14 protein-coding genes are annotated in these 13375 nt (G+C 69.4%); 10 read left to right on the forward strand and 4 right to left on the reverse strand.

Annotated elements, in window-relative coordinates:
• Positions 1-31: 31 nt before the first annotated feature.
• Together G8E01_RS09970 and G8E01_RS09975 are read right to left on the reverse strand one after the other, a co-directional pair.
• Entirely contained in the window at positions 32-1147 is a 1116-nt protein-coding gene (locus G8E01_RS09970; protein ID WP_166319224.1) for a BMP family ABC transporter substrate-binding protein, read from the reverse strand.
• Between the two features lie 153 nt (positions 1148-1300).
• Positions 1301-2413 carry a mannose-1-phosphate guanylyltransferase gene (locus G8E01_RS09975; protein ID WP_166319226.1) on the reverse strand — a complete coding sequence of 371 codons (1113 nt, stop codon included), beginning with the start codon at positions 2411-2413 and terminating at the stop codon, positions 1301-1303.
• Between the two features lie 221 nt (positions 2414-2634).
• Here G8E01_RS09975 and sdhC point away from each other — a divergent pair, with 221 nt between their 5' ends.
• From sdhC to pstB, 9 genes are all read left to right on the forward strand, one after another.
• Positions 2635-3069, forward strand: a complete 435-nt coding sequence (gene sdhC, locus G8E01_RS09980) for a succinate dehydrogenase, cytochrome b556 subunit (RefSeq protein ID WP_166319228.1) — start codon at positions 2635-2637, stop codon at positions 3067-3069.
• Positions 3069-3524 carry a succinate dehydrogenase hydrophobic membrane anchor subunit gene (locus G8E01_RS09985; RefSeq protein ID WP_166319230.1) on the forward strand — a complete coding sequence of 152 codons (456 nt, stop codon included), beginning with the start codon at positions 3069-3071 and terminating at the stop codon, positions 3522-3524. Before sdhC ends, G8E01_RS09985 begins: the two co-directional genes overlap by 1 nt.
• Positions 3525-3544: 20 nt before the next feature.
• On the forward strand, positions 3545-5374 hold the full coding sequence (sdhA, locus tag G8E01_RS09990) for a succinate dehydrogenase flavoprotein subunit (RefSeq protein ID WP_166319232.1): 1830 nt from the start codon (positions 3545-3547) through the stop codon (positions 5372-5374).
• Positions 5374-6132, forward strand: coding sequence for a succinate dehydrogenase iron-sulfur subunit (locus G8E01_RS09995; RefSeq protein WP_166319234.1), 759 nt, complete (start codon positions 5374-5376; stop codon positions 6130-6132). The genes sdhA and G8E01_RS09995 overlap by 1 nt, the downstream gene beginning before the upstream one ends.
• Positions 6133-6212: 80 nt before the next feature.
• Positions 6213-7046 (forward strand): exodeoxyribonuclease III, encoded by an 834-nt coding sequence (locus G8E01_RS10000; RefSeq protein WP_166319236.1) that lies wholly within the window; start codon positions 6213-6215, stop codon positions 7044-7046.
• Between the two features lie 134 nt (positions 7047-7180).
• The gene (locus tag G8E01_RS10005) at positions 7181-8281 is read left to right on the forward strand and encodes an extracellular solute-binding protein (RefSeq protein ID WP_166319238.1); all 1101 of its coding nucleotides are present in this window, start codon (positions 7181-7183) and stop codon (positions 8279-8281) included.
• A gap of 137 nt (positions 8282-8418) precedes the next feature.
• Positions 8419-9414: a phosphate ABC transporter permease subunit PstC gene (gene pstC, locus G8E01_RS10010; RefSeq protein WP_166319240.1), complete on the forward strand. Its 996-nt coding sequence runs from the start codon at positions 8419-8421 to the stop codon at positions 9412-9414.
• A 1-nt stretch (position 9415) separates the two neighbouring features.
• A complete protein-coding gene (pstA, locus tag G8E01_RS10015; protein WP_166319242.1) occupies positions 9416-10513 on the forward strand; it encodes a phosphate ABC transporter permease PstA in 1098 nt (365 codons plus the stop codon).
• Positions 10514-10561: 48 nt separating this feature from the next.
• Entirely contained in the window at positions 10562-11341 is a 780-nt protein-coding gene (gene pstB / locus G8E01_RS10020) for a phosphate ABC transporter ATP-binding protein PstB (RefSeq protein WP_166319244.1), read from the forward strand.
• Positions 11342-11540: 199 nt separating this feature from the next.
• Here pstB and G8E01_RS10025 read toward each other — a convergent pair whose 3' ends face one another.
• On the reverse strand, positions 11541-12170 hold the full coding sequence (locus G8E01_RS10025; RefSeq protein WP_166319246.1) for a DNA-directed RNA polymerase subunit beta: 630 nt from the start codon (positions 12168-12170) through the stop codon (positions 11541-11543).
• Positions 12171-12270: 100 nt separating this feature from the next.
• Here G8E01_RS10025 and G8E01_RS10030 point away from each other — a divergent pair, with 100 nt between their 5' ends.
• Entirely contained in the window at positions 12271-12654 is a 384-nt protein-coding gene (locus tag G8E01_RS10030) for a DUF1304 domain-containing protein (protein ID WP_166319248.1), read from the forward strand.
• Between the two features lie 47 nt (positions 12655-12701).
• Here G8E01_RS10030 and G8E01_RS10035 read toward each other — a convergent pair whose 3' ends face one another.
• A complete protein-coding gene (locus G8E01_RS10035) occupies positions 12702-13364 on the reverse strand; it encodes an SDR family NAD(P)-dependent oxidoreductase (RefSeq protein WP_166319250.1) in 663 nt (220 codons plus the stop codon).
• Positions 13365-13375 lie beyond the last annotated feature (11 nt).

The following is a 13375-nucleotide window of genomic DNA, read 5'->3' on the forward strand; positions in this document are numbered from 1 at the left end:
TGCGGATCCGCGGATCAGGCGGCGATGCGAATTACGGCGAGTTGGGCGAGTCGACCGTCAGCTCGCCGGCGATGATCTGCTCCTGCAGCGCCGTGAGCTCGTCGGTCAGGCCCTCGGGCAGCTCGCCCTCGAAGTCGTGGAAGCTCGACAGCCCCACGCCCTCGTTCTCGAGCGTGCCGACGTACGGCGTGACGTCGAAGTCGGCGCCCGCGTCGGCCGCCTGGATCGTCGCGTCGTAGGTCGCCTGGTCGATCGCCTTCATGATCGACACGAGCGTGACGTCCGCGATGTCCGGCTCCTTGACGGCCATGTCGCTGTCGACGCCGAGGATCAGCGAGTCGGGGTAGGACTCGCGGATCGCGGCCACGGCCGACGTGTAGATCGGGCCGCCGACGGGCAGAACGACGTCCGCGCCCTGCGACAGCACCTGCTGCGCGGTCTGGCGCGCCGTGTCGTTCGCCTCGAACGAGCCGGTGAAGAGGCCGGACTGCGCCTCGGTGTCCCACCCGACGACCTCGACGGCCGCGTCCTTGTCCTCGTTGTACTTCTCGACGCCGAGCTGGAAGCCGTCCATGAACACCATGACGGACGGGATCTCGCCACCGCCGAAGGTGCCGACCTTCTCGACGCCCGACTGCGCCGACCACGCGGCCGCAGCGTACCCGCCGAGGTAGGCCGCCTCCGCCGTGTTGAACACGAGCGGGCGGATGTTCGGCGCGTCCGTCTCGCCGTCGTAGTCGTTGTCGGCCCAGTCGTCGATGATCGCGTAGCTCACCTCGGGGTTCGCCAGCGCCGACTCGACCGTCGCGGCCGAGAGGTTGAAGCCGACGGACACGATGAAGTCGCAGCCCTGCGCGACGAGCTCCTCGAGGTTGGGGCCGTAGTCGTTCGCATTCGTCGACTCCATCTCGATCGGCTCGACACCGAGCTCCTCGACCGCGCGGTCCATGCCCTCCTTGGCCGACTGGTTGAACGAGCGGTCGTTCCAGCCGCCCTCGTCGGAGATGAGGCAGGGGAGGAAGTCGATCGACTCCTCGCCGCCGTCCGCCGTGCTGTCCTCGGGGGCCGAGCCGCAGCCGGCGAGCAGAACCGCCGCGCTGGCGACGGCGAGACCGCCGAGGGCCTGGCGCTTGATCGTCTTGGTCACGCTGAACTCCTCAAGAGAAAGGCCTCGCCGCGCACGGACCCCAGGCGGGCCGCTGCTTCGGAGGCATTGTGCACACGCTACCCCGGACTTCCTTGGCGATTCGAGCAGGTTCTGCGGCCGAAACGGGATAGTTACAAAAACGCCGCCGAGCGCTCAGAGAACGCTGTCGCGCCCGCGCTGGTGGAGCGAGCTGACGGCCGCCTTCACCCGCTGGGCGTGCTCCGGGGTCGTCACGAGCAGCGCGTCCGGCGTGTCGACGACGATGACGTTCTCGACGCCGATCATCGCGACGACGCGATCCGTCTGCGAGACCACGAGGGCCGACGACTCGTCCGACAGCACGTTCTCGTTGTGCCCGAGGACCGTCACGTCGCCGCGGTGCCCGTCGGCGACGAGGCTCCAGAGGCTGGCGAAGTCGCCCACGTCGTCCCAGTCGAACTGGCCGGGGACGACCGCGAGCTTGCCCTTCTCAGCGGCCGGCTCCGCGACGGCGTAGTCGATCGCGATCTTCTTGAGGGTCGGCCACACCCGGTCGCGGACGGCGTCCCGCTCCGGCGTGTCCCACGCCGCGGCGATCTCCATGAGGCCCGCGTGCAGCTCGGGCTCGTTCGCGGCGAGCTCGTCGAGAAGCACGTCGGCGCGGGCGATGAACATGCCCGCGTTCCACAGGTACGAGCGGTCGGCGAAGTACGCGCGGGCCGTGTCCAGGTCGGGCTTCTCGACGAAGCGCTCCACGAGGGCCGCGAGCGGAGCCTCATCGATGACGAGCTCCTCCCCCGTCTTGATGTAGCCGAAGCCGACGGCCGGCTCGCTCGGCTGGATCCCGATCGTCGCGATGTAGCCCTCGCGCGCGGCGGCGACGGCCTGGCGCACCGTGAACTCGAACACCCGCTGGCGCTTGATGACGTGGTCGGCCGCGAACGAGCCCACGACGACGTTCGGGTCGCGACGGAGGAGGACGGCGGCCGCGAGCCCGATCGCCGCCGCCGAGTCGCGCGGATCCTGCTCCGTGAACACGTTCTCGGGCAGGATGTCGGGCAGGCTCTCCTCGACCTTGACGCCGTGGGCGCGCCCCGTGACGACGCCGATCCGGTCGCGGCCGGCGAGCGGAAGCAGGCGGTCCCAGGTCGAGCGCAGCAGCGATACCCCGGATCCGGTCAGGTCGTGCAGGAACTTGGGCGACTCCGCGCGCGAGAGCGGCCAGAGCCGGGAGCCGATGCCGCCGGCGGGGATCACGGCGAAGAAGTCGTCGATGGGGTGGGCCATGCGGACACGGTATCCCACCGATGTTTCGCGGCCGCGACGCGCCGAGCGGGCCCGCCGCGTTCCCCGGACGACCGGGAGATCTCTCTCGACGTCGAGAGAGTTAGGCTCGCCTTCGTCGCCGCCGTCGGGGTGCGGAGAGTATCGTCGTGCGTAGTCCTCTGGACGCCGCGGCGTGTCTGCGCGGGTGTCGGAGGCACCCGAATCGATCAGAGAGGACGACCGTGTCCGCAACCGCGCGTCTGACACCGGATGTGTCCCAGACCACGTCAAAGGTCCCGCGCGGCACTCTGTACCGCGGCCGCGAGGGCATGTGGTCGTGGGTGCTGCACCGCATTACCGGCGTCGCCATCTTCTTCTTCCTCCTCGTGCACGTGCTGGACACGGCGCTCATCCGGGTCTCCCCCGAGGCGTACGACGCGGTCATCGGCACGTACAAGAACCCGATCATGGGCTTCGGCGAGGTCGTCCTGGTCGCCGGCATCGCGTACCACGCGTTCAACGGCCTGCGCATCATCCTCGTCGACTTCTGGTCGAAGGGCGCGAAGTATCAGCGCCAGCTGTTCTGGGGCGTCATCGGCATCTGGGCCGTCACGATGATCGGGTTCAGCGCCCGCCACATCCCGAACGTCCTCTCGCACATCGGAGGTGGGCACTGATGTCCGCGCAGACCCTCGACGCGCCGCGCGCCCCGCAGCGCCGCCGCGGATCCAACCTCGAGAAGTGGGGCTGGCTCTACATGCGCGCCTCCGGCGTGCTCCTGGTCGTGCTCATCTTCGGCCACCTCTTCGTCAACCTCATGGTCGGCGACGGCATCAGCGCGCTCGACTTCGCCTTCGTCGCGGGCAAGCTCTCGAACCCGTTCTGGCAGTGGTGGGACGTTCTCATGCTGTGGCTCGCGTTCATCCACGGCGCGAACGGCATGCGCACGATCGTGAACGACTACGTGCTGAACCGCACGGCCCGCGCCGTGCTCGTCTGGGTCATCGGCATCGTCGCCGCCCTCATGATCCTCCTGGGCACCCTCGTCGTGTTCACGTTCGACCCGTGCCTCGGTGTCACCGAGTCCAGCACGCTCTGGGACGCCTGCGTCGCGCAGGGCACCGTCGGCTGACGAAACAGATTGACAGAGGAATGACTTCTCAGACCTACCCCGACGCCGAGCTCATCGACGGCGTCTACCACCACCAGTTCGACGTCGTCATCGTCGGCGCGGGCGGCGCGGGCATGCGCGCCGCGATCGAGGCGGGCCCCGGCGCGAAGACCGCCGTCGTCACGAAGCTCTACCCCACGCGTTCCCACACCGGCGCGGCGCAGGGCGGCATGGCCGCGGCGCTCGCGAACGTCGAGGAGGACTCCTGGGAGTGGCACACCTTCGACACGATCAAGGGCGGCGACTACCTCGTCGACCAGGACGCCGCGGAGATCCTCGCCAAGGAGGCGATCGACGCCGTCATCGACCTCGAGAACATGGGCCTGCCCTTTAACCGCACGCCCGACGGCAAGATCGACCAGCGCCGCTTCGGGGGCCACACGCGCGAGCACGGCAAGGCGCCGGTGCGCCGCGCCTGCTATGCCGCCGACCGCACGGGCCACATGATCCTCCAGACGCTGTACCAGAACTGCGTGAAGCTGGGGATCAACTTCTTCAACGAGTTCTACGCGCTCGACCTCGTCACGGTGAAGGATGACGACGGCACGACGCGGATCGCGGGCATCGTCGCGCTTGAGCTCGCGACGGGCGACCTGCACGTCTTCCAGGCCAAGTCGGTCGTGTTCGCCTCGGGCGGCTTCGGCAAGATGTTCAAGACGACGTCCAACGCGCACACCCTCACGGGCGACGGCGTGGGCATCGTGTGGCGCAAGGGCCTGCCGCTCGAGGACATCGAGTTCTTCCAGTTCCACCCGACCGGCCTCGCGGGCCTGGGGATCCTCCTGACGGAGGGCGCCCGCGGCGAGGGCGCGATCCTGCGCAACGCCTCGGGAGAGCGCTTCATGGAGCGCTACGCCCCCACCATCAAGGACCTCGCGCCGCGCGACATCGTGGCCCGCTCGATGGTCAAGGAGGTCCTGGAGGGCCGCGGCGCCGGCCCGAACAAGGACTACGTCTACCTCGACTGCACCCACCTGGGCGCCGAGGTGCTCGAGACCAAGCTCCCGGACATCACGGAGTTCGCGCGCACGTACCTGGGCGTCGACCCCGTCGTGGAGCCCGTGCCCGTCATGCCGACGGCGCACTACGCGATGGGCGGCATCCCGACGAACACCGACGGCGAGGTCCTCGCGGACAACGACACCGTCGTCCCCGGCCTGTTCGCGGCCGGCGAGTGCGCCTGCGTCTCCGTGCACGGCTCGAACCGCCTCGGCACGAACTCGCTCCTCGACATCAACGTCTTCGGCAAGCGCTCCGGCACGAACGCGGTCGCGTACGCGCAGACGGCCGAGTTCGTCCCGATGCCCGAGGACCCGGCGCGCGGCGTCCGCGAGATGGTGGAGCGGATCCGCTCCTCCCAGGGCACGGAGCGCGTCGCGGACATCCGCAAGACGCTGCAGGACGAGATGGACAAGAACGCGCAGGTGTTCCGCACCGAGGAGACGCTCACGAACGTGCTCGGCACGATCCACGAGCTGCGCGACCGCTACATGAACGTCTACGTCGACGACAAGGGCAAGCGGTTCAACACGGACCTGCTCGAGGCCATCGAGCTCGGCTTCCTGCTCGACCTCGCCGAGATCGTCGCCTACGCCGCGCGCAACCGCAAGGAGAGCCGCGGCGGCCACATGCGCGAGGACTACCCCGACCGCAACGACGAGAAGTACATGCAGCACACGATGGCCTACCTCACGGGCGACCCGCACTCGTCGAACCCGGAGGACCACATCACGCTGGACTGGAAGCCCGTCACCTTCACGAAGGATGACGCGGGCGAGTTGCGCTACCCGCCGATGGAGAGGAAGTACTGATGTCGTCTGCAGTCGCCGAGGCGCCCGTCGAGAGCGAAGCCATCCAGTCGTACCTCGTGACGTTCATGGTGCGCCGGTTCGACCCCGAGGTCGACGCCGAGCCGCGCTGGGTGGACTACGACGTGGAGATGTACCCCACCGACCGCGTGCTGGACGCCCTGCACCGCATCAAGTGGGACGTCGACGGATCCCTCGCGTTCCGCCGCTCGTGCGCGCACGGGATCTGCGGATCCGACGCGATGCGCATCAACGGGCGCAACCGCCTCGCCTGCAAGACCCTGATCAAGGACCTCGACATCTCGAAGCCGGTGTACGTCGAGGCGATCAAGGGCCTGCCGCTCGAGAAGGACCTGATCGTCGACATGGACCCGTTCTTCGCGTCCTTCCGCGAGATCCAGCCCTTCCTCCAGTCGCGCAGCGTCCCGGACAAGGGCAAGGAGCGCCACCAGTCGATCGAGGACCGCGCGCGGTTCGACGACACGACCAAGTGCATCCTCTGCGCCGCGTGCACCTCGTCGTGCCCCGTGTTCTGGACCGACGGCCAGTACTTCGGCCCGGCCGCGATCGTCAACGCGCACCGCTTCATCTTCGACTCGCGCGACGACGAGGCCGAGGTGCGCCTCGACATCCTCAACGACCAGGAGGGCGTGTGGCGCTGCCGCACGACCTTCAACTGCACCGAGGCGTGCCCCCGCGGCATCGAGATCACGAAGGCGATCGCGGAGGTCAAGCAGGCCGTCCTGCGCGGGCGCCCCTGACCCCTGTCGCCGCAACGGCCCGGATCCCTCAGGGATCCGGGCCGTCGTCGCGTGTCGGACCTCTCGCATAGCCTGGGGGTATGACCCGCATCGCCTCCGTCAACGTCAACGGCATCCGCGCCGCCGCACGCAAGGGCATGAACGCCTGGCTCGACGCCTCGGGCGTCGACATCCTCACGATCCAGGAGGTGCGCGGCACGCGCGAACACCTCGAGAGCCTCCTCCCCGGCTGGCGGATCCTCGAGCACGAGTCGCTGCAGAAGGGCCGCGCGGGCGTCGCCATCGCCTCGCGCGAACCGGCCGCAGCGTCGCGGATCGCGCTCGGGGGCGAGGAGCTCGACTCGCACGGCCGCTGGCTCGAAGCCGACTTCGCCGTCGGCGACCGCGTCGTGACCGTCGTCAGCGCCTACGTCTACACGGGCGAGGTCGACACTCCGAAGCAGGATCAGAAGTGGGCCTTCCTCGACGCGATGTCCGCGCGACTCGAGGAGCTCAACGGCGCCGGATCCCTCGCCCTCGTCACGGGGGACCTCAACGTGGGCCACCGCGAGCTCGACATCAAGAACTGGCGGGGTAACCGCAAGAAGGCGGGCTTCCTTCCGCGCGAGCGCGCGTACTTCGACCGGTGGCTCGCCCCCGCGGGCGAGGCCGTCGCGTGCGTCGACGGCTCGACCGGCGCCGGGCTCGGCTGGATCGACGTGGGGCGGGCCCACGCCGGCGAGGTCGACGGCCCCTACACGTGGTGGTCGAACCGCGGGCAGGCGTTCGACAACGACACGGGCTGGCGCATCGACTACCACCTGGCGACCCCCGCACTCGCCGCGCTCGCGTCGGGATACCGGGTCGACCGCTACCCGTCGTACGACGCGCGGTGGAGCGACCACGCGCCCGTGATCGCCGACTACGCGCTCTGAGCATTCTCCAAGTCGCGTTCACCGACCGTTTACCTTCAGTCTGGCGCCCGGACAGACACCGCGCTTAGCGTCGCTTCTCGTTGGGTGTCCCTCCCAGCGCCAGACCTGTCCTCCTCAACGGATCGGAACTTCTCGTGAAGCTCACTCGTCTTTCCGGCGTCGCCGCTCTCGGCGCCGTCGCCGCCCTCACGCTCGCCGGCTGCGCCGCGAACGAAGGCGCCAGCTCGGACACCTCCTCGGGCGAGACCGCCTCGGGCCTGTCGGGCACCATCGGCGCGACCGGCGCCTCCTCGCAGACCGCCGCCCAGGAGGCCTGGGTCGCCGCGTTCCAGACCGCGAACCCCGACGCCACGGTCAACTACGAGCCCACCGGATCGGGCACCGGCCGCGAGAACTTCATCTCGGGCGCCTCGAACTTCATCGGCTCCGACCGCGCGTTCGAGATGGAGGAGCTCGGCGAGTTCGGCAGCTGCACCTCGGAGAGCATCGTCGAGGTCCCGGCCTACATCTCCCCCGTCGCCCTCGCGTTCAACCTTCCGGGCATCGACACGCTGAACCTCGACGCCGACACGATCGCGAAGATCTTCGCGGGGGAGATCACGAGCTGGGACGACGCCGCGATCGCGGACCAGAACCCCGACGCGGACCTGCCCTCGACGGCGATCACCCCCGTGAACCGTTCGGACGACTCGGGCACGACCGAGACGTTCGTGACCTACCTCGCCGCGACCGCGCCCGACGTGTGGACCTACGAGGTCTCGGGCGAGTGGCCGATCGACGGCACGGAGCGCGGCCAGGGCACGCAGGGCGTGCGCCAGATCATCGCCGACGGCGAGGGCACGATCGGCTACCTCGACGCCTCGCAGGCGCCCGAGGACGCCGGCCAGGTCGCCGTGGGCGTCGACGGCGAGTACGTGTCGTACTCGGCCGAGGCCGCCTCGGCCCTCATTGAGAACTCGCCGCTGGAGGAGGGCCGCGAGGCCCAGGACCTCGTCTTCGCGGTCGACCCCGCCTCGGCGACCGGTGGCGCCTACCCGATCGCGCTCGTGTCCTACCTCATCGGCTGCGTCGACTACGAGGACCCCGAGGTCGCGACGCTCGTCAAGGAGTACTTCAGCTACGTGATCTCGGCCGAGGGCCAGGACACGGCCGCCGAGGCCGCGGGCAGCGCCCCGATCTCGGACAGCCTCCGCGAGCAGGCGCAGACCGCGATCGACGCCATCGTCACGGAGTGACCTCACACGCCCGACGTTCGGCCGTAGGCTGAATCCGGCACCGGTGCCCCCGCGCCCCCCTCGAGCACGGCTCGACGGGACCGCGGGGGCACCCGCATGACCCCCTCTCCTGCACGATCCTCGAAGACTGGGAGCCCATGAGCACCTCTGAGAAGGCGACAGCACCCGAAGCGCCGCCCTCATCGACCCCGGCCGGCAGCATCAAGGCCAAGAAGCGCCCCGGCGACATCGCGTTCTCCGGAACGGCGCTCGGCGCCGGAATCCTGATCCTGCTCGTCCTCGCCGCGACGGCGTTCTTCCTCATCGGGCAGTCGATCCCCGCGATGACAGGCGACCCCGCGGAGAACCCGATCCTCGACGGCGAGTCGTTTTGGAGCTTCGTCGGGCCGCTGATCTTCGGCACGCTCTGGTCCTCGCTCATCGCGCTCGTCATCGCGACGCCGATCGCGGTGGGCATCGCGCTGTTCATCTCGCACTACGCCCCGCGCAGGCTCGCGGCTCTCCTCGGCTACGTCGTCGACCTGCTCGCGGCCGTGCCGTCGGTCGTCTTCGGCCTGTGGGGCGCGATCTTCTTCTCGAACTTCCTCCAGCCGTTCTACGTCTGGCTGAACGGCGCCGTGGGAAGCTGGCCGGTCTTCAGCCTCTTCTTCGGCGGCCAGGTCTCCCCCACCGGCAACACGATCCTCACCGCCTCGCTCGTCCTCGCGGTCATGATCCTGCCGATCATGACGGCGATCTGCCGCGAGGTGTTCCTCCAGACCCCCAAGCTGCACGAAGAGGCGGCGCTCGCGCTCGGCGCCACGCGCTGGGAGATGGTCACGATGGCCGTCCTGCCCTTCGCCCGCGGCGGCATGGTCTCGGGCGCCATGCTCGGGCTCGGGCGCGCGCTCGGCGAGACGATGGCCGTGACGATGGTGCTCTCCGGATCCCCGATCATCATCCTGCAGCTCCTGCAGTCGGGGAACCCGCTCACGATCCCCGCGAACATCGCGCTCGACTTCCCCGAGGCATACGGAACGGGCGTCAACGCCCTGATCGCGACGGGCCTCATCCTCTTCATCGTGACGTTCATCGTCAACGCGATCGCGCGCTGGATCGTCAACCGCCGCGCCGAGTTCTCGGGAGCGAACTGACATGACCACCGCAACCGTCTCCGCTCCCACGGGCGCGCTGACCTCCGGACGCCTGCCCAAGGGCACCGCGTGGGCCGTGCTCGCCGGCGCCTTCGTCCTGTCGGCCATCATCTTCGCGTTCGCGAACGCCTCGGGCGAGGTCGCCGACTTCAACATCGCCGGCACCCTCTTCGTCGGCATGGTGATCTACCTCGTCGCGATCATGCTCCTGTCGACGATCGCGGAGAGCCGCCGCCACGCGACCGACCGGCTCATGACCGGCCTCGTCTCGACCGCCTTCGTGATCGCCTGCCTCCCCCTCGTGTCGGTGCTCTGGACCGTCATCGTCAGCGGCCTGGCCCGCTTCGACGCCGAGTTCTTCAGCTTCTCGATGCGCAACATCACGGGCGAGGGCGGCGGGGCCGTCCACGCCATCTGGGGCACGCTCATCATCACGGGGCTTGCCACGGTCATCTCGGTGCCGATCGGCCTCATGACCTCGATCTACCTCGTCGAGTACGGCCGCGGCGGCCGGCTCGCGAAGGCGATCACGTTCTTCGTCGACGTCATGACGGGCATCCCCTCGATCGTCGCGGGCCTGTTCATCTATTCGGTCTTCGCCCTCATCATCGGGCCGGGGGTGCGGATGGGCATCATGGGTGCGCTGGCGCTCAGCGTGCTCATGATCCCCGTCGTCGTGCGCGGGTCCGAGGAGATGCTGCGCATCGTCCCCAACGAGCTGCGCGAGGCGTCCTACGCGCTCGGCGTGCCGAAGTGGCTCACGATCGTCAAGGTCGTCCTGCCCACCTCGATTGCCGGCATCACGACCTCGATCATGCTCTCGATCGCCCGCGTCATCGGCGAAACCGCGCCCCTCCTGCTCACCGCCGGGTACACGAACAACCTGCAGCTGAACCCGTTTGAGGAGTCGAACGGCCAGATGATGACGCTGCCGGTGTACGCGTACACGCAGTACATGTACCCAAACGCCGCCAACCCCGACGCGTCGCTCGACCGCGCGTGGGCGGCGGCCCTCACCCTCATCGTGATCGTCATGGCCCTGAACCTGCTCGCGCGGCTCATCGCCAAGATCTTCGCGCCCAAGATGTCCGGTCGCTGACGCGCCACCCGCATCCCGTTCTCGAGACAACACAGAAGGATCCCCCAGGTGTCCAAGAGCATCGAAGTCAACGACCTCAACGTCTACTACGGCGACTTTCTCGCCGTGGAGGGCGTCAACATCGACATCCAGCCCCGCACGGTCACGGCCTTCATCGGCCCGTCGGGCTGCGGCAAGTCGACCTTCCTGCGCACCCTCAACCGCATGCACGAGGTCATCCCCGGCGCGCGCGTCGAGGGCGAGGTGCTGGTCGACGGCAAGAACCTGTACGACTCGGCCGTCGACCCCGTGCTCGTGCGCCGTCAGATCGGCATGGTCTTCCAGCGCCCGAACCCGTTCCCCACGATGTCCATCAAGGAAAACGTCCTGGCGGGCGTGAAGCTCAACAACCGCCGTATGTCGCGCGGCGACCAGGACGAGCTCGTCGAGCGCTCGCTGCGCGGCGCGAACCTCTGGAACGAGGTCAAGGACCGCCTCGACAAGCCGGGATCCGGCCTCTCCGGCGGCCAGCAGCAGCGCCTGTGCATCGCGCGCGCGATCGCCGTCTCGCCCGACATCATCCTCATGGACGAGCCGTGCTCGGCCCTGGATCCGATCTCGACCTTCGCGATCGAGGAGCTGATCGCCGAGCTCAAAAACGAGTACACGGTCGTCATCGTGACGCACAACATGCAGCAGGCCTCGCGCGTGAGCGACAAGACCGCGTTCTTCAACATCGCGGGCACGGGCAAGCCGGGCAAGCTCATTGAGTACGACGAGACGACGAAGATCTTCACGGCGCCGCAGGTGAAGGCGACGGAGGACTACGTCTCGGGCCGCTTCGGGTGATCCGCGAGTTCTGAGCGAACATGGAGCCCCGGGGGAATGATCCCCCGGGGCTCCTCGTTACACTGGGTGTGCCGGGCCGCAGTCAAAACCCCGGGCTCCAACTCTTGCCGCTTCGAGCGGCCTTCCGCCGAGAGGCGTTTTCTGCGGTCCGGCACCTCTGCGTTCGGAAGGCGCCATGCGCCGTGACGTGCGCGTCGCCTCAGATCAGCTCGTCCCGGCGCCACAGCCGCGCGGCGACGTCGAGGTCGTCCGCGATCGACGACAGGCGCAGGGCCCGCGTCGTGAGGGCCGTCGCGCGCTCGGGCTCCGTGGCCTCCGCGTCGTCGGCGAGGTGCGTCGCCCCGGACGCCTCCACCCGGCAGAACGCGGCGGTGCGATCCAGGGCGATCGCGAAGTCGCCCGTGAACGCGCCGCGGAGAATCGTGTCGATGAGCGCGACGAGCTCGGGCGGCGAGGCGGGCGTCGGCGCGCCCGCGACGATCGCGTCGCCCGTGTGCAGCGCGGCGCGTCCGCGCTCGTAGAGCAACGCGGCGAGGGCGGCATCGGCGTGAATGCTCGCCTGCACGAGATATAGCCGCCACAGCGTGCCCGGGAGGGTCTTCGCGGGCGAGCGCGACCAGAGCTGCGCGATGTCGTCGATGCCGTGCGTCGAGGCGAACCGGATGAGGCGATCGACGACCTCCGGGTCCTCCTCCGCCCGCACGCGCGCGAGGAGCGTCGCCGCCGTCTGGTGCGCGGCGCGAGACACCTCGGCCGGGTCCTCCGAGGCGAAGAGGCGGTCGAAGGTGCCAGAGGGCCGGAACACCGGCCGGGGAAAATCGCTCGTCATCGCCCTCCAGGCTACGCTCGCGCACGGACGTGAGGACCCCGGTGCGGCACAATGTGGAAGGTCCCCGCGCATCGGGCGCGGGAGGGTCCGGGAGCCTGCCATGCTGATCGTCGGTCTCGTCGCCGCGGCGCTTGCCGCCGCGCTGCACGTGTTCATCTTCTGGCTCGAGTCGGTCGCGTGGACGTCGCCCCGCGCGCGGGCGACCTTCGGCACGTCCCCGGACGAGGCGGCGGCGACCCGGGAGCTCGCGTTCAACCAGGGGTTCTACAACCTGTTCCTCGCGGTCCTCGCAGCGCTCGGCGTCGTTCTCACGGCCGGGGGATGGGTCGCCGGCCCCACGCTGGTCCTCGCGGGGACGGGATGCATGCTCGCGGCGGCACTCGTCCTGCTCATCTCCTCCCCCGACAAGCGGCGGGCGGCCGTGACCCAGGGGGCATTCCCTCTCGTCGCGGTCGCCGCGACGACGATCGCGCTCGCCTCCTGAAGCGCCGGGACGGGACCGAGGCGCGGGACGCCTCTCCCGACTCGCGCTCAGTCAAGCGGCCGCACGAACGTGCGGAACGCCCCGCGCTCGGAATGTAGCGACCACAGGCGATCGGCCAGCGCGTCGGCGTCGTGGTCCGGCTCGCCCCCGCCGATACCGAGGGGAATGATGAGCTGCGCCACGTGAATGTTCTCGGGCGCCAGCGCGTCGTGCAGAAGGGTCGCGTAGGCGGCCTCGCCCGCGAACGCGACCGACGTGCCCGTGACGGCGTCGCGCGGGCGCACGGCGCTCGATCCGTTCGGAAAGAGGATGGTTCCGCGACCGAGCGCGCGCATGCCGGGCAGGACGGCCTGCACGGCCGCGGCCGGCCCGAGCACCGACATCTCCAGCGGCCCGCGGAGGTCGTCCGCCGCCGTCTCCAGGACGGGCTTCATGAACTCGCGCGCGGGGACGGGGCTGTACTGCACCACCTCGACGGGGCCGAGGTCGGCCGCCGCCGTCGCCAGCGCTCCGGTCAGGGCCTCCGGATCGCGGACATCCGCGACGTATCCGCGGGCGGTGATTCCGTCCGTGCCGAGCTCCTGCGCCAGGGCGTGGAGCTTGTCCGCGCCGCGCGCGATCAGGGCGATGTCGAACCCCTCGCGCCCGAACCGCCGTGCGGCCGCCAGCCCGAGCCCCGGTCCGGCCCCCACAATTGCCATCGTTGTCATCGTGTCTTCTC

The organism is Microbacterium excoecariae (assembly GCF_011326725.1).
GTDB lineage: Bacteria > Actinomycetota > Actinomycetes > Actinomycetales > Microbacteriaceae > Microbacterium > Microbacterium excoecariae.